This window comes from Achromobacter sp. DH1f (genome assembly GCF_000633435.1).
In the GTDB taxonomy this organism is placed as follows: Bacteria; Pseudomonadota; Gammaproteobacteria; order Burkholderiales; family Burkholderiaceae_B; genus Achromobacter; species Achromobacter deleyi.
In genome coordinates, this window is record NZ_AYMF01000010.1 from 56,812 (window position 1) to 79,158 (window position 22,347).

The window sequence follows — 22,347 nt, forward strand, 5'->3', positions numbered from 1 at the left end:
GCCCGGCGCAAGCAGTCTTGCGGGGCCTTACCTTATGGACAACGGCTTGGCGGGCGCACTCTTAAATGGCCGGGGCGCCATTGCGCCTTGGCCAGAGTCGCCCCTGCGGCGCATTACCCCACGTAGGCCGGGCGCAGCGGGGCCGCGATGGCCTGGGGCGTGACGTCGATGACGATCTCGGCGGGCAGCTTGAAGAAGGCGGCGGTGGCCGCCAGGCGCTTGGCCTGTTCTTCCAGCGACGAGGCTGCGGCGGCAGCTTCCTCGACCAGCGCCGCATTCTGCTGGGTGACGTCGTCCATCTGGGTCACTGCGCGGTTGATCTGGTCGATGCCGATGGACTGCTCGGTCGAGGCTTCGGTGATTTCCGCCATGATCTGGGTGACGCGCTGCACCGAGGCCACGATTTCCTGCATGGTGTTGCCGGCGGCGCGCACTTGCTCGGCGCCGCTGTCGACGTTGCTGGTCGATTGCTCGATCAGGTCTTTCACTTCGCGGGCGGCCTGGGCGCTGCGCTGGGCGAGGGTGCGGACTTCGCCGGCCACCACCGCAAAACCCTTGCCCTGTTCGCCGGCCCGGGCGGCTTCGACCGCTGCGTTCAGGGCCAGAATGTTGGTCTGGAAGGCGATGCCGTCGATGACCGACACGATTTCGGCGATGCGCCGCGAGCTTTCCGAGATACGGGCCATGGTTTCCACGACCTGGCCCACGGCCTCGCCGCCGCGCAAGGCAACGCCACGGCTTTCGGCCGCCAGGCCATTGGCCTGGTGGGCATGTTCGGTGTTCTGCTTGACCGCGGTGGCCAGCTCTTCCATGGACGCGGCCGTTTCTTCCAGCGATGCCGCCTGCTCTTCGGTGCGCGAGGACAGGTTGGTGTTGCCCGACGAGATCTCGGCCGCGCCGGTATTGATTTCGTTGACGCTGCGGCGCACTTCGCTGACGGTGCGGGTCAGGCTTTCCTGCATGCGCTTGAGCGCCGTGAACAACACGCCGATCTCGTTGTCGGAGTTCACCGCGACGCGCTGGGTCAGGTCGCCCGAGGCGATGCGGTCAAAGTGCAGGGCGGCGTCCTTCAGCGGTTGCAGCACCTGGCGGCTGATGAAGCGCCAGCAACCCACCGCCAGGGCGGCGGCCAGCGCCAGCATGATGATCGTCGACAATTCGGCGCGATCGTAGCGCTGGTCGGACGCGGCATTGATCTCGTCAGTGCGCCGTTCGGTGTGTTCCAGGAAACTGTTGACCCGTTCGACGAAGCGGGCGTCGGCGGTGCGCGTGTCGACCACGGCGGCCGCATAGCCTTCGGCGGACTGCTTCTGCAAGGCCTGTTCCAGCGCTTCGATGCTGCGCACATAGGCGGTGAACACGCCGTCCAGGTCGCTGGCCAGTTTCTTGCCGGCCTCGGTGTTCTTGGGCACGCGCTGGTAGACGGCGAAACGCTTGCGGGCGTCTTGCAGGTATTGGGTGGCCTGGTCGACGCTGGCCTGCGCCTGCGCGCCCTTGCCGGTGGTGATGTCCAGGTAGGCAGCCACCAGCGTCAAGCGGCTGCGCAGCAGCAGCGTCTGGGTTTCGTACAGGGGGCGGGTCTGCTCGGCGGACACCGAGCTCAGGTCGTCCACTGCCAGATCGGCGGCCTTGGCGTAGAGCCAGCCCATGCCTGTGGCGACCGCCAGCGCCAATACGAAGAGGGCCAGTACGGCCGCGAGGCCGGTGCGTATCTTCAGGTTCTTGAGCATGGTGGGGGGCTCCTGTGTGTGTCTTGGGGCTGACCCGTCAAAGCGCGGTCTCGGAAAATCCGGGCTGACTGTAAATTTAAATTACATAACTAACAATTGATCATTTTTCAGGGGGGCATTCTGGTTTTGGCAATGCCTGCCGCGGGCTACGCTAGAAAAGTTGCGGTGCGTCGCTGCGGATGAAGCGCAGGAAGCGGTGCGCGGCGTCCGACAGGGGGCGCGAGGCGTGCGTCTGGAATTGAAGCTGGCCGGCATTGAGCAGGGCGTCGTTGATCGGCCGGCAGATCAAGCGTCCCGTTTCCAGGTGATCGGCGGCGGTAAGCCGGGCGCACAGCGTCACGGCATCGCCCGTCAATACATATTGGTAGGCCGCGTCCGGCAGGTTGGACGTGAAGGCCGGCGACAGGGTGATGTTGTACAGGCTGCAGGCCATGTCGAGCACCTGGCGCAGGGCGCTGCCACCTTCGGGCAGCGCCAGCGGATAGGCCGGCAATTGGGTGATGTGCAGCGATTCGCAGGCTGCCAGCGGATGGCCGGGGCGCATCACAGCGACGATCTCGGCCGGATGCGAATAGATGACGGCAATGTCCTTTTCGGCCGAATGGCTATAGGTGACGCCGATGTCGGCCTGGGCCGAGCGTACGCGTTCGGACACCAGGCCGGCATCCAGGATATGCAGGCTGAAGCGGATGGACGGGTGTTCGGCCTGGAAGGCCGCGAACTTGCGCGGCAGGGCGCAGGCGGCAAAGCCCGGGGCGCCGGCGATCTTCACCGTTTGGGTATAGCGGCCGTTCTGGCCGTCGATTTCGGCATAGGTGCGGGCGGCGTCCGCCTCCACCCGGCGGGCATGGTCGGCCAGGATCCGCCCGACTTCGGTGACCCGCATGCCCTTGGGATGGCGTTCGAACAATTGGTTGTGCAGGCGTTGCTCCAACCCCGCGATCTGCCGGCTGACGGCCGAACTGACGACGTTGAGCCGGGCGGCGGCGCCATTGACGGACCCTGTGTCGACAACGGTGAGAAAGTAACGAAGCGCGGTGCTGTCGAATTGGAATCGCTTCATTGATATGAGTGCCGTAAATCTCAGTGTCGAGCCCGGGCGGCCGGCAACCGCTAAAAGAGGGTGCGCGGGAGGCGGCGGCCCCCTGGGGCGGTCGCGCCGCGGCGTCTTGTGAACGCGCCGGCCAATGGCGTCGGACCATGGAAGCGAGGGCGGGTCGTGCCGCGGACAGGCCGTGAGCGCCATCCGGGGAGGCCGGCGCGCTGCGATGCCAGCCCTGGCCTGCGGGACAGGCGATCGGGCCAGAGGGGGAATTTATTCCAGCAACACCTTTTGCCACAATCGCAAATTTATCAATATTGCATTCTAATTTCGGCAATAAGACGCCGCGCTGGGGCCTGGCGGCGAGGCGCGGGCCAGGCACGAAAAAAAGCGCGCCCGAAGGCGCGCTGAAAAACGGGCGGCAGCAGGGGCCGGTGGATCAGTCCACCACGAAGCCGCCCGGGCCGGTCTGGCCCAGCAATTCCCTGGCGCATTGCACCGCCTCATGGGGCGTGGCCACAGCCAGGAAGGGCATGCCGAATGCCTGCGCCATCTTTTCGGCGCGCTTGCGGATCTTGGCCAGGGCGCCGGCATCACGCTCGACCGCGATGAACGCGCGGCAGCGCGCCTTCAGCCGGGCCATGTTGCTGGTCTGCCATTCGATCATTGCCTTGCGGTCGTCGTGGCTGGCTTCCTGGCGCATGTCGGGCACCACCATGACGAAGGTCTGCGGGTTGTTGACCAGCATTTCCATTTCGCGGATCCAGCTGGTGGAATAGCCGGCCGGCGCGCTGCCGTGCTTGGCCGTGACGATGGGGAATTGGGACAGGTCGTGGAAGAAAAACTGGTCGCGGTTCATTCGAATTCTCCGATATAAGGGGCGGGCGCATCCTTGCGGCAGCCGCAGCCGCCGTAAAGCACCAGGCTGTAGGAATCCAGCGCGAAGCCGCAGTCCCTGGCGATCTTGCGTACCAATTGCGCCATGGCGGGGTCGCTGGATTCCTGTATCCGGCCGCAATGCCGGCAGACCAGGTGGTCGTGGTGTCCCTTGTCATTCAGCTCGTACACGGTCGAGTGCGAGTCGAGCTGAGTACGTTTGAGCACGCCGGCGTCCTCAAGTTGCGTAATGACGCGATAAACCGTCGCCAGGCCGATGCTGCTGCGTTCCGAGATGAGGCTGCGATAGATGTCCGCCGCGCTCATGTGCTGATCCGTATGCTGGTGAAAGACGTCCAGGATCTTCAGGCGCGGGAAAGTGGCTTTGATGCCGGCCACGCGCAGGCGGGTGTGGTCCATGTAGATTCTCCGGTTCCGGGGCCGATGCCCGAATGATGAGAATGATGTACATTTTCAAATGATCCCGCTAACGGGAATCCGTCAACCTGTAGCTCAAATCTGCCAACCATGTTCCAGGTGACCGTGGTCCACCAAGCCCTTCCCGATGTCCTGCTGACGCCGTTCAGCATGCGGCGCCCGCGGGAATCCAAGGGCATCTTCGTCCCCGACCATGTCCATAACGAGGGCATGCTGGTGCTCGTGCATGAAGGGCTGGTGATGGTGCAGGCCGGCGCGCAGGTGTGGACGGTGCTGCCGGGCAGCCTCGGCTGGATTCCGCCCGGGGTGACGCACGCCGCGCGCTGGTTCGGCGAGGCCCGCGGCTCGTTCCTGTACGTGCGGGAGGACGCCTGCGCCCGGTTGCCGACGCACTGCCGCTCGTGGCCGTCGTCCAAGCTGATCGACGCGCTGGTCGAGCGCTTCACCACCAGCCCGACCGGCGCCTTGTCGGAGGCCTACCTCGAACAGCTGTTCGAGGTGCTGCTGGCCGAGATCGCGCAGCGCGAACACGCGCCGGTGCTCTTGCCCATGCCGGACGATCCGCGTCTGCAGGACCTGGCCAATTCGCTGCTGGGTACGCCGGACGACCCCTCCGGCATCGACGAATGGGCCCAGCGCCTGAACATGTCCTCGCGCACGTTGATGCGGCGTTTCCGCCAGGAAACCGGCGTGACGCTGGGCCAATGGCGCCAGCAGGCCCGTCTGTTGCGCGCGCTGGAGTTGCTGTGCAGCGGCGGTTCGGTGACCGAGGCGGCGCTGTCGGTCGGCTACGAAAGCACCAGCGCGTTCATCGGCAGTTTCCGTACGGCGTTCGGCACGACGCCCACGCGCTACCTCGCCGGGCGAGAGTAGACGCCCCGCTTTTCCCGCGGTTTACGGATCTTCACTTTTTTCCGACAGATTTGCGGATCTTCCCGCACGCCCCTTGCCTACCATGGCGCCAGGGTAGGACAGGTCTTCTGGTCCTGCCCTCCATGCATCAAGGGTGTTCCATGACTTGCCAACCTTTCCTCGTTCTCTCGCCGGCCGGGAGCGCCGGCGCCGCCGCGGCCCCGGCCCCGGCAAACGCCTTCGCCCAGGTCCTGGCGCGCCTCTTGGCGGCTACCCGCCACGCGTGGCAGCTGGACGCCGCCGCGGGGTGCGCGTCGTGATTGCGCCACCGACTGTGCAACCGGCAGGGCAGCGCACCTGCGCGCTGCTGATCCACGGCCTGGGCGGCACCGAATTCGACATGGGCTCGCTGCACAAGGTGCTGGCGCGCGCCGGGGTGGAAACCCACGGTGTCACGCTGCCGGGCCACGCCGGCCGGCCCGAGGACCTGCTGGACGTGCGGGTCGAGGACTGGATGGACGTAGTGACCCGCCGCTATCGCGAGCTGTGCGCCCAGTACGAGGTGGTGCACGTCATCGGCATGTGCCTGGGCGCCTTGCTGGCGGTCGAACTGTGCAAGCGCGAATCGCACACCCGCGGGGCCTTGGTGTCGTTGTCGGCGCCGGTGTTCCTGGATGGCTGGAGCACGCCCTGGTATCGCGGGTTGCGTTATCTGCTGTACCACGTGCCAGGGGTGCCGCGCCGCATCCGGGTCGAGGAAGAAGACCCTTACGGCGTCAAGAGCGAACTGGTGCGGGCCTTCATCAAGGCGGGTTTCGCGCGCGGCGATGGTTTCCACTACCAATGGGTGCCGCTGGCCTGCGTGCGCCAGGTGGACCGCCTGCGCGGCATGGTCAAGCGCGGGCTGGAACAGATGCGCTGCCCGACCTTGGTGATGCACGCGGTCGAAGACGAACTGACCAGCCCGCGGTCGGCGCGGCTGTTGGGCGAGCGCATTCCCGGCGCCTCGGTCGTGTTGCTGCAGGACAGTTATCACATGATCTGCGTGGACCACGAACGCGAACGGGTGATGCAGAACGTGCTGGAATTCCTGGGCAAGGACCCGGGCATCGTGCGGACCCGCCGACGCGCCGCCGAGCCTCAGCGCGGCCGTGCCAAAACGGCGCAACAGCCGGCGCAACAGTCGGCACAGCAGCCGGCGGACAGCCTGCTGGCGGTGGCCCGCTAGCGCATTGGCCCGATGTCAGGCCGCGGCCGGCTGGTCGGGTTGGTTGGGGTGCGACGGGCCTTGCGGATCGTTTTCGGCGTCCGGGCGCGGCGGCACGGCGGGCAGGCCCAGGCTCAGCCGCAGGCGCTGGCAGTCAGGGTTGGGCGAGCCATCGGGTTGCCAGATGTCGAATTCGCGACAGGGCGTGGGGCGGTTTTCGTAGATGGCGCAATGGATGCCGGGCTTGCCCAGTTCGCCGCGCAGCGATATGCAGCGGCCGCCGCCCATTTCCGTGCCCTTCATGCAGGCCCGCAACGGGCTCATCTGCGTGACCAGTTCGATGGGCACATGGCCGCCGTTTTCGCCGGCCAGTTCGCCGCAATAGAACGACACCCGGAAATGTGAGCAACAGGCGCCGCAGTCCAGACAGGGATTGGCGGCCGGGTTGGCGTCGCCGGCCAGCGTGGCGGGCGACACGAACGTGATGACGGATGTCTCGAGCAGGGACATGGCGTGGGAAGTCCGAAAGCCTGTCCGGCTCCGGCTGCGGCCGGGCGCGTCCGGGGCATGTCGCCCGCGCGCCTGGCAGATCCGGCAAGGGCGCGCGGACACGGCCGGCGCGGGATCAGGGTCGGAAATAGTAGCTGGATTCGGCTTGCGGCTGCTACGACTTTTTTCGGGGACGTGGCTGGAGTAGCATCGGGAACCGATTGCCGCCAGGACCTTATCCATGAATGCCAATTCCGCCTTCCCCGACGGCCGCGCCCGTTGCGGCTGGGTCGACACTTCCGCCGACTACATGGCCTATCACGACACCGAATGGGGCCGCCCGGAAGGCGACGACCGCGCCCTGTTCGAACAGCTCTGCCTGGAAGGTTTCCAGTCCGGTCTCAGCTGGCGCACCATCCTGAACAAACGCGAGGCCTTCCGCCGCGGCTTCGCCAATTTCGAACCGGCCAAGGTGGCGCGCTTTGGCGAGAAACAGGTGCTGGCCTTGCTGGCCGATGCCGGCATCGTGCGCCATCGCGGCAAGATCGAAGCCGTCATCAACAACGCCCAGCGCGCGCTGGAAATGATCGAACGTGAAGGCTCGCTGGGCGCTTATCTGTGGCGCTTCGAGGCGCCTGCGGGGGCGCCGTCCACGCTGGGTGCGTCTACGTCAGAGCAGTCCGACGCCCTGTCCAAGGCGCTCAAGAAACTGGGCTGGAAGTTCGTCGGCCCCACCACGGTCTACGCGTTCATGCAGTCGGTCGGCATGGTCAACGACCACCATCCCGACTGCTATTGTCACAGCCTCAGCGAACGCGCACGCCAGGCATTCAAACGGCCGGCGTGACGGTCGCCGCGCCGGGTATGCAGTAACGCCCTTCGCGATAGGCCCAGCTGGGCCACAGGGCGTGGGCCAGCGCTTCGGCGGCCAGGTCTGGGTCCAGCGGCACCGGCGCGTAGTCTTCCGGCGCGGTGTAGCGGTACTGCACGGGCGTCTTGTTGGGGGCCATCACCAGCAGGTCGTTTTCCTTCAGGTAACCGTAGGTGTTGTCGTACTGCATGATGGCGCGGCCCGGCGTGCTGCGGGTCAGGTCGTGGCCGATCATGGGGTGTTCGGTATCCACGCCCATCAACGACAGCAGCGTGGGCGCCAGGTCGATCTGGCTGATCAGCCGGTCGTCGCGGCGGGCTTCGATGCCCGCGCCCAGGATCACCGCGGGAATATGGAAGTGGCGCACCGGCACCAGGCTGGCGCCGAACACGCGCGAATCGTGGTCGGCGGCAATCAGGAACACCGTGTTTTCCCAGTACGGCGCGTCCTTGGCCCGCTCGAAGAAGCGGCCCAGCGCCCAGTCGGCGTAGCGCACGGTGTTTTCCACGGTGGCGGGGTTGCCTTCGGTCTGGATGCGGCCCGCCGGGTATTCCCAGGGCGAATGGTTCGATACGCTGAACGCCAGGGTGAACGTCGGCTGGTCGCCGTCTTCGCGCAGCAGCCGGTCCAGCTGGTTGAACATGTCTTCGTCCGAGGCGCCCCAGGTGCCCACGAAGGCCGGGTTCACGAAGTCTTCGCGGTCGACGATCTGCTTGAAGCCGTTGCCCAGGAAGAAGCCCTTCATGTTGTCGAAGTGCGACTCGCCGCCATAGATGAAGCGCGAGTGGTAGCCATGGCGGCCCAGCAGGTCGGCCAGCGAGAAAAAGCCGCGTTGCGAGCGGGGCAGTTTCAGCACGGCCTGGGCCGGGGTGGGCAGAAAGCCGGTCACCACGGCTTCCAGTCCGCGCACCGAGCGCGTGCCGGTGGCGTAGGCGCGGGTGAAGGTCCAGGCGTCGCGTGCCAGGGCGTCGAGCTCGGGCGTCAGGTTCATGCCGCCCAGGCCGGCGCTGTACTGCGCGCCCAGGCTTTCTTCCAGGATGATCACCAGGTTCAGCGGGCGCGCCGTCTTGCGGGTGGCGGGCTGGCGATGCAGGCTGGGGTGGTCCGCGTTGGCGGGCGGATAGGGCAGGCGGGCCTGGGTCAGCACACGCCGGTGCATGTCGTCATCGTCCATGCCGCCATACACGGCAGAGGCCGACTTTTCATTCTTCATGCTGTAGACGGCATAGAACACGTTATAGAGCGAGTTCAGCGCCAGGGTGTTGAGCATGCCGTCCGAACTGTAGGCCACTGACGACGGGTTGATGGGCCGGTGGCCCAGCGTGCCGCGGATGGCCAGGATGACGATGGCCAGGATGGCCAGGCTGGCCAGCGGCATCTGCCACCAGGCCAGTTGCGGGTCGGGCGTGGCGTGGCCGAACAGGGTGTAGGCGCCCCAGCCGATCAGCGCCAGCGCGCCGAAGCCGCCCAGCAGCGCGGCCTTGTAGCCGCGCCACAGCATGCCCGATACCTCGCGCGGGTGCTTCAGGTATTCGACGAACAGCCGGTTGGGCCGGGTGTCGTATTCCAGGATGAAGGGCGGCGTGGCCACTTCCAGGAAAGCCAGCAGGATGAAGGCAACCAGGTACCAGATGCCGGCGGCCGTGGCGGCGAACGGCAGGTGGCCCAGCCAGGGCGACAGCACCGCCGGCAAGGCGGCCAGCACGCAGATCTGATGGGCGTCGATGCGCAGGCCGCCCAGCAGCAGGGGCGCCAGGCCGCCCGCGTTGCGCACGCGCTGCCATTGCCACGCGGCCAGCGCCAGGCGGCTGAGTGTCAGCAGCGCAAAGGCTGCCACCACGAAAATCAAACTCGAATGCCGCATCGGGCCTCCAGGTAGTGCTGCTGTCCGCCCCGGTCGGGATTACGGGATCGGGGTGATCGCGCATTTGAACAGGGGCGGCGTCGAAAATTCGGTAGGGATTATTCCGTCCGTTGGCGGGAAAAGCCGGAGGTGGGCAGTCTGCTTTGTAACTTTTGCCGACCACTCTCTCTATGACACTGAAAAATCCGCACACATTATGAGGCCGGCAAGCTTAACCTGCCCGGCGCCGCGCGCTACCCTTGAGCTAATTAGGGTCGGGGCATCGGCGCCCCGGCGACAAAGGCAGGGTGATAACGATGACGCGCAAAACAAAAATAGCGGTCGGGATTGTCGGGGGGCTGGCCCTCGTGGTCGTGGTGCTGGGGGTGGTGATCGCCACGTTTGACTGGAACCGCGCCAAGCCCATGATCAACGAACGGGTCACCGCGGCCATCGGGCGGCCCTTCGCCATCAACGGCGATCTGAGCGTGGAATGGACGCGCGAAGTCGATGAAGGCGGCTGGCGGGCCTGGGTGCCATGGCCGCACGTGGTCGCCAATGACATCAGCGTTGGCAATCCGGACTGGGCCAAGGCGCCGCAGTTCGCGACCTTGACGCGCGGCGAGTTCAGCCTGTCGCCGCTGCCACTGTTGAGCCACCGCGTGGTGATCCGGCGCATCCAGCTGACCGAGCTCGCCGCCGACCTGGAACGCCTGGCCGACGGCCGCGCCAACTGGATTTTCACGCTGCCCGAATCGGGCGAGCCGTCGCCCTGGGTACTGGACATCAATGAGATCGGCTTCGACAAGGGGCGGGTGGGCTATGCTGATGCGATTCTGCAGGCAGCCCTGACCGTGCTGGTCGACCCCCTGGGCAAGCCGGTGCCGTTCGCCGACGTGGCCGGGTCGGCCTTCGTGCCGCAAGACGGCGCGGCGCCCGCGCCGCGCGACTATGTCTTCGGCTGGAAGGTGGACGGCAAGTACAAGGGCCTGGCCACCAAGGGCGAGGGTAAGGTGGGCGGCATGCTGGCCCTGCAAGACCCCAAGCAACCCTTCCCGGTGCAGGCCGACGTCGCCATCGGCGGTACCAAGGCGTCGGTGACCGGTACGCTGACCGACCCGGCCAACCTGGGGGCGCTGGACCTGCGCTTGAAGCTGTCGGGCGGGTCCATGGCGCAGCTGTATCCGCTGACCGGCGTGACCTTGCCGGACACGCCGCCCTATTCCACCGACGGCCATCTGGTGGCCAGGTTGCGCAATGCGGGGGGCGCGGTGTTCGACTACCGCGACTTCAATGGCCAGGTGGGCAATAGCGACCTGCACGGCGATGTGTCGTTTTCGCTGGCTGCGCCGCGGCCCAAGCTGACCGGCAAGCTGTCGTCCAGGCAACTGCGCATGGCGGACCTGGGGCCGTTGGTCGGGGTGCCTTCGGGCAAGGCCGCGCCGGCCCAGGACAAGCCCAAGGACGCACCGGCCAAGCGCGCCGGCGGCAAGGTGCTGCCGGACCAGGCCTTTCGCACCGATCGCTGGCGCGACATGGATGCCGACGTCTCGCTCGAGGCCGGCCGCATCGTGCATGACGCCAAGCTGCCCCTGTCGGACCTGTCGGTGCACGTGGTGCTGCAGGACGGGCAGCTGACGCTGGACCCGCTGCGTTTCGGCATGGCGGGCGGCACCATGGCCGCGACGCTGCATCTGGACGGGTCCAAGGCCCCCATGACCGGGCGCGTCGACATGCACGCGCGGCGTCTGCGCCTGAAGCAGCTCTTTCCTGCCACCGAGTCCATGCAGAAGACGCTGGGCGAAATGAACGGCGACCTGGCCTTGTCGGGCACCGGCAATTCCGTGGCCGCGCTGCTGGGTACGGCATCCGGCGACGTGAAGATGCTGGTCAACGATGGGGTGATCAGCCGCAGCCTGATGGAAATCGCCGGCCTGAACGTGGGCAACTACGTGGTGTCCAAGCTGTTCGGCGACGACGAGGTCAAGATCAATTGCGGCGCGGCCGACCTGGAAATGAAAAGCGGCGTGATGACGCCGCGCGTGTTCGTGTTCGACACCGAGAACGCCCTGATCAACATCACGGGCCCCACCGACTTCAAGAACGAGAAGCTGGACCTGGACATCACGCCGGACAGCAAGGGCTTCCGGATCTTCTCGCTGCGTTCGCCGCTATACGTGCGCGGCACGTTCGGCTCGCCCGACGTGGGCGTGCACGTGCTGCCGCTGGCGGCGCGCGGGGCGGGTATGGTGGCCCTGGGCGTGATCCTGACGCCGGCGGCCGGCCTATTGGCGCTGATTGCGCCCAGCACCACCGACGACAATTCCTGCGCCACGCTGCTCAAGCAGATGCGCGTGCCACCCAAGACGCCGGCGCCTGCCAAGGGCAAGTAGGGTGGGCGATGCGGCCGGGCCGGTGCCGACGACGCCTGGCGCCGTCTCGCGCGTGGCCGCCTAGCGGGGCAGCGCCATCCGTGCGCCGTCGGGGGCATGGTTGTCGGCGATGCAGACGGCGTTGCGGCCGTGGTTCTTCGCGTAGTAGAGCGCCCGGTCGGCCCGCTGGATGACTTCGTCCAGCGTCGCGCCGTGTTCCGGGTAATGGGCCACACCCGCCGACATGGTGATCGGCGCGGGCAGGCCCGCGGCGGCGCCCAACTGGGCCAGCTTCAGTCGCAACCGTTCGGCGGTGGCCACGGCCGCCGCCAATGGCGCACCCGGCATCAGCATCACGAATTCCTCGCCGCCGCTGCGGGCCACGGTGTCGCCGCTGCGCGAGCCTTCGGTCAGGAGCGTGGCGAGGGCCTGCAAGGCGCGGTCGCCGGCCGCATGGCCGTAGCGGTCGTTGATGTGCTTGAAGTGGTCGATGTCCATCGCCACGATCGACAGCGGCGTTTCCGCCGCCTGCAGCAACGCCATCGCCTCGTCCAGGCCGCGGCGGTTCAGCAGCCCGGTCAGGGTGTCGGTGGTGGACGCGCGGCGCAGGTCGCGAATCTTGTGCTGGATCGACGCCAGCCCCATCAGCAGCGCGCGCTTGAGTTGCGAGGCCTCGAAATACCACGACCGCACCTTGCGGATGCGCTCGGTCGAATCGGGGTCCTGCATGCGCTTGGCGATGCCAGCCAGTTCCCCCAGTGGGCGCGCGATCCAGCGCGACAGCAGCCACAGCAGCACGATGGACAGCAGCAGGAGCGGCAGGGTGTTGCGGGCGGTCGCCATCAGCAGGTCGTTCAGCGGCAGCAACGTGCTGGCCACCGGCCGCTGCGCGATGATGGTCCAGCCTGTGCTGGGCACCGGCGCGTAGCCGGCCAGTATCTCGGCGCCGTCCGCGTCGGTGAAGCGCAGCTCACCGGTTTCGCCGCGCAGCGCCGCACCCAGCTTGGCCTTGTCGGCGGACATGTGGCCCAGGCGGCTGCGGTCGGGGTGGTAGATCAGCGTGCCATCGCGCGCCAGCACGTATAGCAACGAATCGTCGCGGTTGAAGTGCTGGCCCAGCAGGCGGTCCAGCACGTTGTCTTCGTGCAGATAGAGCGTGCCGGCGATGTAGCCCAGGTAGCGGTAGTCGCGGGAAAAAATCGGATGGGTATACAGGATCAGCCAGCGGCCGGTGCTGGCGCGAAAGGGTTCGCTGATGAACGGGCGCCGGGTGGTCAGTGCGGTCTTGGCCGCTTCGCTGGTCATCTGCTGGCCCTTCAGTTGCGGGTACGACGGCGACACCGCCTGCACCATGCCATCCGGCGACACCACGAAGCTGGAATTGAAATGCCCCAGCTGTTCTTCCTGGCGGCGCGTCTCCGACACGGCGAGTTCGGGGTGAGCCTCCATGTCGGCCAGCGTGTCGGCGCTGAAGGCCAGGTGGCGGCGCAGGTCGCCCAGGAAGTATTCGGTGGTGGCGGCCAGCTTGGCCGCGTAGACGCGGTTGCTTTCCAGCGCGTTGTGCAGCAGCAGATCGCGCTGGACCAGATAACTGGCATGCAGGCCCGCCGCCAGGACCAGGAAAATCGACAGCAGGCTGATCCACAGGATGAGGCGCCGGAGGTCGATGCGGAACATGGGAGATCCCGTCAGGAATGTGTGCGGCCTGGGGGCAGGCCGGAAGGGGGCATGCCGCCGGTGAGCGCATCCCAGGCACACATCGCCTGGCGCGCCACGGCTTGCAGAGTCTTGCGGCTGGCGCCGTCGCGCGCCTGGATGGACATTCCGTGCAGGATGGTGGTGTAGAACGCCGCCAGGTTTTTCAGGTCGGCGCCCGGGGGCAGTTCGCCCGCGGCCGCACCGGCGGTCAGGCGGGCCAGGATGCGGCCTTGCATTTCACGGCGGTTGTCGCCCAGAAAGGCGCCGACCCCGTCGTGGTTGTCGGCGCCGGAGGGCGCGCCCAGAACGATCAGGCAGCCGGGTGGCGCGCCAGGCGTCGTGAAGCGCTCGGCGGCGGCCAGCAACATGCCTTGCACGGCATCGCGGGCGGTTTCGGCATCGGTCAGGGCGCGCCGAGAGGCGGCGCCGTCGGTGTCGCGATAAAGCTGCACCGCTTCGCGAAATAGTCCTTCTTTTGAGCCAAATGCGCCGTACAGGCTGGGCGAGTTGATGCCCATCGCAGCCGTCAGATCGGTTAGCGATGCACCTTCATATCCCTTCGACCAGAACACTTCCATGGCCTTGCGCAAGGCCTGGGCTCGGTCGAAGTTCCGGGGGCGCCCACGTTCTGCCATGGGCGGCATTTTACTCGCGAGGGATATTTTGTGTTGATCGATAAGAAAATCGTTGACGGCTGCGTACAGTCGATGGATGATATTTGTACTGATCACTACAAATTAAGGATGATCCCATGCAGAATCTGAACGGAAAGGTGGCTTTCGTGACCGGCGGCAGCCGGGGCATTGGCGCGGCGCTCGTACGGCGCCTGGCCGCGGACGGCGCGGATATCGCATTCACCTACGTCAGCGCGGCGTCGCAGGAAGCGGCAGCCGCGCTGGTGCGCGAACTGGAAGTCGGCGGCCGACGCGCCCGCGCCATCCAGGCGGACTCGGCCGATCCCGCCCAGATTCGCGGCGCGGTGGAGCAGGCCATCGAGCAGTTGGGGCCGGTGGACGTGCTGGTGAACAACGCCGGCATCTTCCTGGCCGGTCCGCTGGGCGAGGTCACGCTGGATGACTACGACCGCACGATGAACATCAACGTGCGTGCGCCTTTCGTGGCGATCCAGGCCGCGCAGGCGTCGATGCCGGATGGCGGGCGCATCATCAACATTGGCAGTTGCCTGGCCGAGCGCTCGGGGCGGGCGGGCGTGACGCTCTATTCGGCAAGCAAGTCGGCGCTGCTGGGCATGACTCGTGGGTTGGCCCGCGACCTGGGGACGCGCGGCATCACCGTCAATGTTGTGCACCCTGGCCCCATCGACACGGATATGAACCCCGCCGACGGCGATCACGCCGGCGATCTGGTGGCGGTGCTGTCCTTGCCCCATTACGGCGAAGTGCGCGACATCGCCGGCATGGTGGCATTCCTGGCCGGTCCGGACGGACGCTACGTGACGGGTGCGAGCCTGGCGGTGGACGGCGGCTACGCAGCCTGATGGGCGAGGGCAGGGCGTTCCGGGCAGGCCGATCCGGGCCTCGAAGGGCCTGGGGCAGCCTGCCGCGGCGCCTGTGCTGGCCGAGCCTGGAGCCTGCCAGGCACGTCGGCGGGCCACTTTTTTTTGGTCGATCAGCAGTCGACTTGCACATTTAAAAAAAGCTCCCTATAATCTTGCTTCTTCGCAGTTCACACACAACGAAGCGCAGCGGCAACGATGCAAACGAAGTGGATGAACCTGCAGGGCTGTTAGCTCAGTTGGTAGAGCAGCGGACTCTTAATCCGTAGGTCGAGTGTTCGAGCCACTCACAGCCCACCAGAATTTCAAGACGCCTTGGTCGCTTAGCGCCCAAGGCGTTTTTATTTGTCGTTTTTGTTTGTCGTTGTTAGTTGTCTGGTGCGGCAGCGCGAATCAGAAATCCAACGCCAGCGTCGCCGCCCGGGCCTTGCCTTGCTGCAGGGTTTCCGGCGCCCGCGCATCCCAGGTGTGTTCGACCGTCAGGCTGCTGACGTCCCGGACCCCGATGAACTTCAGCCAGAACTCGATATAGTCCGCCTGGTGCGTGAACCCGGGGCTGCTGTGGCCGCTCGCGGCATTGTCGTGGCTTTGGCCGCGTACATGAATGACCAACGCCCGCGCGATGTCCAGCATCGGGCCGTAGGCCTGGCCATTGAAGGTGAACAGCATGTTGCGCTGGCTGACCAGGTCGATCAATTGCTTGAGTTTGTAGGGATAGCCGAAATTCCACATCGGCACGCCCATGACGATCCGGTCCGCTTCCTGAAAGCGCCTGGCCAGCGATTCAATGCGCGCCCAGGCTGATGATTCCGCGGTGTCCAAGGGCGTGTTCGAGACGCGCTTGTACTTGGCGCCGATGGTCTGGCTGTCGAATTCCGGCAGCGCTTCTTCCCAGACATTCAGCGTATCGACTTCCAGCGCAGGGCAGGCCTGCCGGTAGGCGTCGATGAACGCGTTGGCGATGGCGATGGACGCGGACTGGGCGCCGCGGGGTGAGGACTCGATGTTCAACAGACGCATGCTGCATGATCCGGATGACGAAGCGTGTACGTAGGCAACGCCAGGAATGCGTCACGCTGGGTCCGCACTCGTACGATTGCATTTGCAATCGTTGGCGAACGAAAGTGTATCGCGCTACGACGTAATTGCCAACGCAATGTCGGGTTGCTCGCGCCGGGGCGCGATGCCAAGCAAAGCACCAGATCACAACCTCGGAAATTCAGAATGTTCCAATTCCTGGAGCGACATCGCCTTGGCATGATCGTGTTCGATCTATTCCGCTCGAACCTCATACCAAGGACTTTCCTCATGGCAATTTCCCGATTTTCCCTTTGCGTCGCCAGCGCCTGCTGGGCCGTCACCGTTGGTGCGGCAGTCTTTTCGCACACCGATGCGTACGCCGACAAGCTGAAAGGCTGCGCGGCCAAGACCGACCAGATTGAAAAAGAACTCGACATCGCGCAGCGTGCGCATGCGGACAATGCGCGCATTGCCGGTCTGCGCGTGGCGCTCGAAAAGAGCAAGCAGTGCGACGACAAGAGCCTGGCCCGCGAGCGTGCCGACAAGGTCGCCGAAAAAGAGACCAAGGTCGAAGAGCGCCAAGCCACGCTGGACCGCGAAACCCGCAACGGCGATGCCAAGCGCATCAACCGTGCCAAGGAAAAGCTGGATCATGCCAACGCCGAACTGGCCGAAGCCCGCGCCGAACAAGACAGCTGATCTGCATTTGCCCTGACGCTGCTCAGCCCCGTGCATCGCGCGGGGTTTTTTTTGCCTGTGCCAAGGCCTTCGTCGGCGTTCAGCGCTTGCGCCACTCGACGATGCGCCAGTGCGCCACCGTATCCGTTTCGTCCAACGTGATCCTGAGCGACTTGGTGTAGACGGGATCGATCGTATCGAAGTCCATGTCGACGCGATACTCGAGTTCGTGCCGTTGCGGGTCGACATAGCGATCAGGGGGGCCCAGCAAGGCAAGCGTCTCGTCGCGGCTCAGGCCGGTCAGCGTGTGCCTGGCCAACAGGTCGTCCAGCATGGCCGCGCGTTGAGACGTGTCGAAGGAGTAAGGCCTGGCCCAGACCTGCGAGTCAAAGGGCTGGCGTTGATCGCACGCGCTGATGCCCGCCGCCAATGCGGCCAAGAGCAGGGCAGCTGTGAAGCGCTTGATTCGAGGGAGGATGGAGGGGATAGACGATGAGCGGGACATGAATGGCAGTCTTGCTTTCCCCAACCCCCGCGCCTATTGGAACATTCTGATTATTGGCATCGGTGCCGTCCCGTCCGGGGCGCGGATATTGGCAAGCGGCGCTGCTTGCTGCGCACTTCCAGCTAAATTAATATTAAGAATAATTCGCATTTCATATGGTGAAACCCGCCATGACATGCGCCGCGCAAACGTACTGTTCCACCTTCATGTCCGCGACCGGGACCTCCACCCAGCCCATCGAAGTGCTTTACGGCGACCATCACGGCTGGTTGCGTGGCTGGCTGCGCAAGCGGCTGGGCAATGCATTCGATGCCGCCGATCTGGCGCATGACACCTATGTACGCATTCTCGCGTCCGGTACGACGCCGCACCCGCACCAGTCGCGCCGCTACCTGACCCAGATTGCCAATGGCCTGTTGATCGACCTGTATCGGCGCCGCGGGATCGAGGCGGCCTACCTGGAAGCCATCGCCGCGTTACCCGAGGCGCTGGCACCATCCGAAGAGACGCGCGCCCTGGCGCTGGAGGCGCTGGTCGAGATTGATGCCATTCTGCACAAGCTGCCCCGCAAGGCGCGCATGGCGTTGCTGCTGTGCAAGCTGGACGGGCTGAGCTATCGCGAGATCGCCGAGCGGTTGCACGTGTCGGTGTCGTCGGTCGAGAAGTACGTGGCGGCCGCGCTGCTGGCCTGCTATCAGGCGCTTTACGATGGCACGGACTGACGCCTTGGGGCGGGTGGCGGCGCAGGGGCCGATCGACCCCGCCATCGTGCGGCGCGCGTCGGCCTGGATGGCGCGGCTGTGGTCGGGCGAGGCGAGCGCGGCGGATCGGGCCGCCTGTGATGCCTGGCTGGCGGCCCACCCGGATCATCAGCGCGCCTGGACCCGGCTGCAGGTGATGGAAGGCAAGCTGGGCGGGGTGTCCGAGCCAGCCGCCCGTCAGGTGCTGCTGGAGGCCCGTCCGGCCGTGGCCGCCGGCCGCCGCAAGGCGCTGCAGGTATTGGGCCTGGCGGCGGTGGCCGTGGGCACCGCCTGCGCGCTGCGGGAAAGCGGCGGCTGGTACGCCCTGACGGCGGACTATCGCAGCGGCGTGGGCGAGATCCGCGAGATCACGCTGGCCGATGGCACTCGGGTGGTGCTTGATAGCCGTTCGGCTATCGACGTGCGCTTTGACGGGCGCGAACGCCGCATCCTCCTGCGGGAAGGCGAAATCCTGGTGACCACCGCGGTCGATCCGCTGGCGCGGCCGTTGCGGGTTCAAAGCCGGCAGGGTTGGGTGCAGGCGCTGGGCACCCGCTTCACGCTGCGGGACGAGGGTCGACTGGCGCAGTTGGCGGTCTACGAGGGCGCGGTCGATGTCTATCCCGGCGATGCGACCGACGCGGCCTTGCGGGTGCACAGCGGCCAGCGCGTTCGTTTCGATGCCCGCCATGCCGAAGGTCCGATGGCCGCACGCGAGGCCGACGCGGCCTGGGCGCGCGGGGTGTTGGTGGCGGAAGACTTGCGGGTGGCCGACTTCACGGCGCAATTGGGCCGCTATCGCAGCGGCTTTCTGCGCTGCGACCCTGCCGTCGCAGACCTGCGCGTGACCGGCGTGTTCTCGTTGCAGGACACCGATCGCGCCCTGCGCAATCTGGCGTTGGGATTGCCGGTGGATATCCGCTATCGCAGCCCGTATTGGGTGACCGTGAGCGCGCGGACCGCCCGTTAGGGGCGCCTGTTGCAATTTTTTTTGGCGGGGCATTGAGGAAATCGCCCGTTCGTCCGGAAGACGTATCAGCCGTAGCACTTCTTCCGTACTTTCTGGGACCGACCTGATGGCAAGCCGCCGCACCGCATCTTTGCATTTCCTCTTTTCCCCTGAACCCGCCCAGGCCCGCCGTGCGCAGGCGGCGCTGTGCCTGCGCCTCGGCCTGGGGGCTGCCTTGCTGGCATCGACACCGGTCCTGGCCCAGGCTCAGAGCGCGCCCCCCGCGGGGCCGAATGCTGCCCTGCGCAGCTACCGGATTCCGGCCGGACCGCTGGATCAAGCGTTGACGCGCTATGCCAGCGAGGCGGGCGTCGAGCTGTCGGTGGATGCGGCATTGACGCGCGGCAAGCACACGGCCGGCCTGGCCGGCAGCTATACCGTGCTGGACGGCTTTGCCGGCCTGCTCCAGGGGCAGGGCTTGCGCGTGGTGCGCGGGAACGGCGGGGCCTATTCGTTGCGGCCGGCGCAGGCCGATGGCACGACCACCTTGCCGGCGGTGACGGTGACCGGCAACGCGGAAACCGCCTGGGGCGCGGTGGACGGCTACGTGGCCACGCGCAGCGCGACCGGCACCAAGACGGACAGTTCCATTCTGGAGACGCCGCAGTCGATCTCGGTGGTGACGGCGGATTTCATCAAGGAGAGCGGGGCCTCGCGGCTCAAGGAAAGCCTGGCCTACACACCCGGCATCAATACGTCGCCGTGGGGCGCCGACACGCGCTTTGATTGGACGATCATCCGCGGCTTCGACGCGCAGACGCCGGGCTACTACCTGGACGGCCTGCAACTGCGCAACAACAACAGTTGGGCGGTCTGGCAGACCGAGGTCTACGGCGCGGAGCGCATCGAAGTGCTGCGCGGCCCGACGTCTGTGCTGTATGGCCAGAACGGCGCGGGCGGCATGATCAACGTGGTCAGCAAGCGCCCCACCGAAGAACCGCTGCGCGAGCTGGAAGTGCAGCTGGGCAATCACGACCGGCGCCAGGTGGCGGGGGATTTCTCGGGCCCGCTGGATGAGAACGGCAAGGTGCTCTATCGCGTCACGGGCCTGGCGCGCGACGCCGAACTGCCCGCCAGCGGCTTGCCCAATGACCGCTTCTTTATCGCGCCGGCGCTGACACTGAAACCGTCCAGCGATACGACGCTGACGTTGCTGTCGCATTACCTGCGAGTGCGCGACGGCAGTTCGTACGCCAGCTTTCCCGAAATCGGCACGCAGTTGCCGAACCCGAACGGCAAGTTTTCGCGCAACACGTATGTGGGCGAGCCGGGCTTTGACCGTTTCAACCAGGAACAGTGGATGGTCGGCTACCTGCTGGAGCATCGCCTGAACGACACCTGGACCGTGCGGCAGAATGCGCGCTACGGCTACACCAGCGTGGATTACCGGCAGGTTTATGTGCGCGGGGGCTTCGCCACGGTCAACCCCGACAACCCCGACGATCCGGCCAACTTCCGCCTGCTGGAACGCTATCCGTTCGGCAGCCAGGAAAACGCGCGCCTGTTCACCATCGACAACCAGGCCCAGGCCAAGGTCAGTTTGGGCGACTGGGCCCACACCTTCCTGTTCGGGCTGGACTACCAGCATTCCCGCAACGACCAGCGTACCTACAACGACGGCGTGGTCGATCCGATCGACGGCTATTCGCCGGTCTATGGCAGCCGGGTTGAAACGGCGGCCCCCTGGTTCGACGCCACGACCCGGCTGGCGCAGACCGGCCTGTACCTGCAGGACCAGGTCAAATGGGGCAATTGGGTGGCCACGTTGGGCGGCCGCTACGACAAGGCGTCGGCCGACGTGGCCAGCAACATCGACGGCTCTCGCACCAAGATATCCGAACACAACTTCAGCAAGCGCGCCGGCCTGGTCTACCTGCATCCGAGCGGCCTGGCGCCTTACGTGAGCTACGCGGAATCGTTCTCGCCCACGGCCACCCTCGATCCCGAAACCAACAACCCGATGCGGCCCGAGACCGGCCGCCAGTATGAGCTGGGCATCCGCTATGAGCCGCCGGGCGGGCGCAGCCGTTACAGCGCCGCCGTGTTCGATCTGCGGCGCCACAACTACATTACCTACACGCCGGATTTCCTGCCCAAGCAGACGGGCGAGGTGCAGGTGCGCGGGCTGGAGCTGGAGGCCGCATTCCGGCCGCTGACCCAGATGAATGTGGTGGCCGCCTATACGTACACGCCCAAGGCCGAGATCACCGCCAGCAGCACGCCCAGCGAGGTCGGCAAGCAGATGCAGGCGGTGTCGCGCAATCAGTTCGCAGTGTGGGCCGACTACCGCTTCGCGTCGGGGATCAAGATCGGGCTGGGCGCACGCTACACCGGGCCGAACCGGGGGTACCTGGAATCGGCGGCGGAAAAACTGCCCGGCTACACATTGTTCGACGCGATGGTGGGCTACCAGATGCCGAACTGGAACCTGGCGCTGAATGTGCGCAACCTGGGCAATAAGTCCTATCTCAGCAATTGCAGCGGTGGTGATTGCCGTTATGGCGACCAGCGCACGGTGCTGGCCACCGCGACGTACCGCTGGTGAGGGGTGGCAGGCATTAAGCCAAACCTTAAGGGTGGTTGCACCCCGGCTAAACCACGGCGCGCGATGGCCTCTCTATAGTGACGGCATCGATTTTCTGGAGTGCTGCCATGTCCGTCGTTGCCTCGCCTGCCGCCTATCCCCGCGCGGTGTTGTTCGATCTGTTGACCGCCTTGCTGGATTCATGGACGGTCTGGAATGCCGCGGCCGGCTCCGAAGCCCGTGGCCGTGCCTGGCGGGCCGAGTACCTGCGGCTGACTTATGGCTGCGGCGCCTATCAGCCTTACGAACACTTGGTCGAGGCGGCCGCCCGGGCCGTTGGTTTGCCGGCCGACGCGCCGGCGGCGCTGGAGGCGGGCTGGGATGATCTGCCCGCCTGGGACGGTGCGCGTGAACTGCTGCAGGCGCTGCGCCCGCATTGCCAACTGGGCGTGGTGACCAACTGTTCACAACGCCTGGGCCAGCGCGCGGCCGCGTTGCTGGGCGTGGATTGGGACGTGGTGGTGACCTCGGAAGAGGCGGGTTTCTACAAGCCAGACCCACGGCCCTACGCGTTGGCGCTGGCACGCCTGGACACGCCCGCCTCGCAGGCGGCGTTCGTCGCGGGCTCGGGTTACGACCTCTTCGGCACCAGCAAGGTCGGCCTGCGCACCTATTGGCACAACCGGGTCGGGCTGGCATTGCCGGAAGGCGCTCCGGCGCCCGAGGCGCAGTCGCCGCGCCTGGAGGCCGCCTTGCCCTGGTTGGCCGGCTTTCATGCGGGCAGCGCGCCGCGTTGATGCTGGTGGCAGGGCCTAGCGCGGCACAGGCCCATGACTGTCCCGGCATGGGGCCGCCCCGGCATGGGCCGCCCCGGCACGGGCCGCCCCGACAGAGGTACAAAATGTTGCGCGCCGACCGCTGACACCCGAGGCATGAC

Annotated in this window: 20 protein-coding genes and 1 tRNA gene; 11 read left to right on the top strand and 10 right to left on the bottom strand. The window is 66.2% G+C overall.

Features of this window, described 5'->3' with window-relative positions:
- Positions 1–113 precede the first annotated feature (113 nt).
- The 4 genes from U858_RS36440 to U858_RS0108085 form a co-directional block, all read right to left on the bottom strand.
- Positions 114–1,730 (bottom strand): methyl-accepting chemotaxis protein, encoded by a 1,617-nt coding sequence (locus U858_RS36440; protein ID WP_025136661.1) that lies wholly within the window; start codon positions 1,728–1,730, stop codon positions 114–116.
- A gap of 151 nt (positions 1,731–1,881) precedes the next feature.
- Positions 1,882–2,793, bottom strand: coding sequence for a LysR family transcriptional regulator (locus tag U858_RS0108075; protein ID WP_025136662.1), 912 nt, complete (start codon positions 2,791–2,793; stop codon positions 1,882–1,884).
- 418 nt (positions 2,794–3,211) lie between these two features.
- A complete protein-coding gene (locus tag U858_RS0108080; protein ID WP_025136663.1) occupies positions 3,212–3,631 on the bottom strand; it encodes a hypothetical protein in 420 nt (139 codons plus the stop codon).
- Entirely contained in the window at positions 3,628–4,068 is a 441-nt protein-coding gene (locus U858_RS0108085) for a transcriptional repressor (protein ID WP_025136664.1), read from the bottom strand. The genes U858_RS0108080 and U858_RS0108085 overlap by 4 nt, the downstream gene beginning before the upstream one ends.
- 108 nt (positions 4,069–4,176) lie before the next feature.
- Between U858_RS0108085 and U858_RS0108090 the strand changes: the two genes are divergently transcribed.
- Together U858_RS0108090 and U858_RS0108100 are read left to right on the top strand one after the other, a co-directional pair.
- Positions 4,177–4,959 (top strand): AraC family transcriptional regulator, encoded by a 783-nt coding sequence (locus U858_RS0108090; protein WP_025136665.1) that lies wholly within the window; start codon positions 4,177–4,179, stop codon positions 4,957–4,959.
- A gap of 379 nt (positions 4,960–5,338) precedes the next feature.
- Positions 5,339–6,166 (top strand): alpha/beta fold hydrolase, encoded by an 828-nt coding sequence (locus tag U858_RS0108100; RefSeq protein ID WP_051593547.1) that lies wholly within the window; start codon positions 5,339–5,341, stop codon positions 6,164–6,166.
- Positions 6,167–6,181: 15 nt separating this feature from the next.
- Here U858_RS0108100 and U858_RS0108105 read toward each other — a convergent pair whose 3' ends face one another.
- Positions 6,182–6,655, bottom strand: coding sequence for a YkgJ family cysteine cluster protein (locus U858_RS0108105; protein WP_025136667.1), 474 nt, complete (start codon positions 6,653–6,655; stop codon positions 6,182–6,184).
- A gap of 220 nt (positions 6,656–6,875) precedes the next feature.
- Between U858_RS0108105 and U858_RS0108110 the strand changes: the two genes are divergently transcribed.
- On the top strand, positions 6,876–7,481 hold the full coding sequence (locus U858_RS0108110; RefSeq protein ID WP_025136668.1) for a DNA-3-methyladenine glycosylase I: 606 nt from the start codon (positions 6,876–6,878) through the stop codon (positions 7,479–7,481).
- On the opposite strand, the gene U858_RS0108115 is transcribed toward U858_RS0108110, so the two are convergent.
- Positions 7,465–9,369 (bottom strand): LTA synthase family protein, encoded by a 1,905-nt coding sequence (locus U858_RS0108115; RefSeq protein ID WP_025136669.1) that lies wholly within the window; start codon positions 9,367–9,369, stop codon positions 7,465–7,467. The two genes, U858_RS0108110 and U858_RS0108115, sit on opposite strands and share 17 nt — an antisense overlap.
- Positions 9,370–9,665: 296 nt before the next feature.
- Between U858_RS0108115 and U858_RS0108120 the strand changes: the two genes are divergently transcribed.
- Positions 9,666–11,741 (top strand): AsmA family protein, encoded by a 2,076-nt coding sequence (locus tag U858_RS0108120; RefSeq protein ID WP_025136670.1) that lies wholly within the window; start codon positions 9,666–9,668, stop codon positions 11,739–11,741.
- A gap of 60 nt (positions 11,742–11,801) precedes the next feature.
- Here the strand turns inward: U858_RS0108120 and U858_RS0108125 are convergent, their stop codons facing one another.
- Both U858_RS0108125 and U858_RS0108130 read right to left on the bottom strand, forming a co-directional pair.
- A complete protein-coding gene (locus U858_RS0108125) occupies positions 11,802–13,397 on the bottom strand; it encodes a sensor domain-containing diguanylate cyclase (RefSeq protein WP_025136671.1) in 1,596 nt (531 codons plus the stop codon).
- Positions 13,398–13,408: 11 nt separating this feature from the next.
- Positions 13,409–14,053, bottom strand: coding sequence for a TetR/AcrR family transcriptional regulator (locus U858_RS0108130; protein WP_025136672.1), 645 nt, complete (start codon positions 14,051–14,053; stop codon positions 13,409–13,411).
- A gap of 116 nt (positions 14,054–14,169) precedes the next feature.
- On the opposite strand from U858_RS0108130, the gene U858_RS0108135 reads away from it, so the two are divergent.
- Together U858_RS0108135 and U858_RS0108140 are read left to right on the top strand one after the other, a co-directional pair.
- On the top strand, positions 14,170–14,916 hold the full coding sequence (locus U858_RS0108135) for an SDR family NAD(P)-dependent oxidoreductase (RefSeq protein WP_025136673.1): 747 nt from the start codon (positions 14,170–14,172) through the stop codon (positions 14,914–14,916).
- A gap of 242 nt (positions 14,917–15,158) precedes the next feature.
- Positions 15,159–15,234 (top strand) — tRNA-Lys (locus tag U858_RS0108140).
- 93 nt (positions 15,235–15,327) lie between these two features.
- Here U858_RS0108140 and U858_RS0108145 read toward each other — a convergent pair.
- Positions 15,328–15,954: an FMN-dependent NADH-azoreductase gene (locus tag U858_RS0108145; RefSeq protein ID WP_025136674.1), complete on the bottom strand. Its 627-nt coding sequence runs from the start codon at positions 15,952–15,954 to the stop codon at positions 15,328–15,330.
- A 288-nt stretch (positions 15,955–16,242) separates the two neighbouring features.
- On the opposite strand from U858_RS0108145, the gene U858_RS0108150 reads away from it, so the two are divergent.
- The gene (locus U858_RS0108150; protein ID WP_025136675.1) at positions 16,243–16,653 is read left to right on the top strand and encodes a DUF1090 domain-containing protein; all 411 of its coding nucleotides are present in this window, start codon (positions 16,243–16,245) and stop codon (positions 16,651–16,653) included.
- Between the two features lie 79 nt (positions 16,654–16,732).
- Here U858_RS0108150 and U858_RS0108155 read toward each other — a convergent pair whose 3' ends face one another.
- The gene (locus U858_RS0108155; protein ID WP_025136676.1) at positions 16,733–17,137 is read right to left on the bottom strand and encodes a hypothetical protein; all 405 of its coding nucleotides are present in this window, start codon (positions 17,135–17,137) and stop codon (positions 16,733–16,735) included.
- Positions 17,138–17,343: 206 nt separating this feature from the next.
- Here U858_RS0108155 and U858_RS0108160 point away from each other — a divergent pair, with 206 nt between their 5' ends.
- The 4 genes from U858_RS0108160 to U858_RS0108175 all read left to right on the top strand — a co-directional run bounded on the left by U858_RS0108160 (position 17,344) and on the right by U858_RS0108175 (position 22,207).
- Positions 17,344–17,859, top strand: coding sequence for a sigma-70 family RNA polymerase sigma factor (locus U858_RS0108160; RefSeq protein ID WP_025136677.1), 516 nt, complete (start codon positions 17,344–17,346; stop codon positions 17,857–17,859).
- Entirely contained in the window at positions 17,846–18,847 is a 1,002-nt protein-coding gene (locus tag U858_RS0108165) for a FecR domain-containing protein (protein WP_025136678.1), read from the top strand. The genes U858_RS0108160 and U858_RS0108165 overlap by 14 nt, the downstream gene beginning before the upstream one ends.
- Before the next feature lie 106 nt (positions 18,848–18,953).
- The gene (locus U858_RS0108170) at positions 18,954–21,431 is read left to right on the top strand and encodes a TonB-dependent siderophore receptor (protein WP_081821577.1); all 2,478 of its coding nucleotides are present in this window, start codon (positions 18,954–18,956) and stop codon (positions 21,429–21,431) included.
- A gap of 107 nt (positions 21,432–21,538) precedes the next feature.
- Positions 21,539–22,207, top strand: coding sequence for an HAD family hydrolase (locus U858_RS0108175; RefSeq protein ID WP_025136680.1), 669 nt, complete (start codon positions 21,539–21,541; stop codon positions 22,205–22,207).
- The last annotated feature ends 140 nt before the right edge of the window (positions 22,208–22,347 follow it).

What these genes read in the sequence shown, in the direction of transcription:
- U858_RS36440 (WP_025136661.1), bottom strand. Translation starts at nt 1,730, where the DNA reads ATGCTCAAGAACCTGAAGATACGCACCGGCCTCGCGGCCGTACTGGCC.
- U858_RS0108165 (WP_025136678.1), top strand. Translation starts at nt 17,846, where the DNA reads ATGGCACGGACTGACGCCTTGGGGCGGGTGGCGGCGCAGGGGCCGATC.
- U858_RS0108105 (WP_025136667.1), bottom strand. Translation starts at nt 6,655, where the DNA reads ATGTCCCTGCTCGAGACATCCGTCATCACGTTCGTGTCGCCCGCCACG.
- U858_RS0108150 (WP_025136675.1), top strand. Translation starts at nt 16,243, where the DNA reads ATGGCAATTTCCCGATTTTCCCTTTGCGTCGCCAGCGCCTGCTGGGCC.
- U858_RS0108080 (WP_025136663.1), bottom strand. Translation starts at nt 3,631, where the DNA reads ATGAACCGCGACCAGTTTTTCTTCCACGACCTGTCCCAATTCCCCATC.
- U858_RS0108110 (WP_025136668.1), top strand. Translation starts at nt 6,876, where the DNA reads ATGAATGCCAATTCCGCCTTCCCCGACGGCCGCGCCCGTTGCGGCTGG.
- U858_RS0108085 (WP_025136664.1), bottom strand. Translation starts at nt 4,068, where the DNA reads ATGGACCACACCCGCCTGCGCGTGGCCGGCATCAAAGCCACTTTCCCG.
- U858_RS0108125 (WP_025136671.1), bottom strand. Translation starts at nt 13,397, where the DNA reads ATGTTCCGCATCGACCTCCGGCGCCTCATCCTGTGGATCAGCCTGCTG.
- U858_RS0108175 (WP_025136680.1), top strand. Translation starts at nt 21,539, where the DNA reads ATGTCCGTCGTTGCCTCGCCTGCCGCCTATCCCCGCGCGGTGTTGTTC.
- U858_RS0108135 (WP_025136673.1), top strand. Translation starts at nt 14,170, where the DNA reads ATGCAGAATCTGAACGGAAAGGTGGCTTTCGTGACCGGCGGCAGCCGG.
- U858_RS0108100 (WP_051593547.1), top strand. Translation starts at nt 5,339, where the DNA reads ATGGGCTCGCTGCACAAGGTGCTGGCGCGCGCCGGGGTGGAAACCCAC.
- U858_RS0108145 (WP_025136674.1), bottom strand. Translation starts at nt 15,954, where the DNA reads ATGCGTCTGTTGAACATCGAGTCCTCACCCCGCGGCGCCCAGTCCGCG.
- U858_RS0108090 (WP_025136665.1), top strand. Translation starts at nt 4,177, where the DNA reads ATGTTCCAGGTGACCGTGGTCCACCAAGCCCTTCCCGATGTCCTGCTG.
- U858_RS0108170 (WP_081821577.1), top strand. Translation starts at nt 18,954, where the DNA reads ATGGCAAGCCGCCGCACCGCATCTTTGCATTTCCTCTTTTCCCCTGAA.
- U858_RS0108120 (WP_025136670.1), top strand. Translation starts at nt 9,666, where the DNA reads ATGACGCGCAAAACAAAAATAGCGGTCGGGATTGTCGGGGGGCTGGCC.
- U858_RS0108160 (WP_025136677.1), top strand. Translation starts at nt 17,344, where the DNA reads ATGTCCGCGACCGGGACCTCCACCCAGCCCATCGAAGTGCTTTACGGC.
- U858_RS0108075 (WP_025136662.1), bottom strand. Translation starts at nt 2,793, where the DNA reads ATGAAGCGATTCCAATTCGACAGCACCGCGCTTCGTTACTTTCTCACC.
- U858_RS0108130 (WP_025136672.1), bottom strand. Translation starts at nt 14,053, where the DNA reads ATGGCAGAACGTGGGCGCCCCCGGAACTTCGACCGAGCCCAGGCCTTG.
- U858_RS0108115 (WP_025136669.1), bottom strand. Translation starts at nt 9,369, where the DNA reads ATGCGGCATTCGAGTTTGATTTTCGTGGTGGCAGCCTTTGCGCTGCTG.
- U858_RS0108155 (WP_025136676.1), bottom strand. Translation starts at nt 17,137, where the DNA reads ATGTCCCGCTCATCGTCTATCCCCTCCATCCTCCCTCGAATCAAGCGC.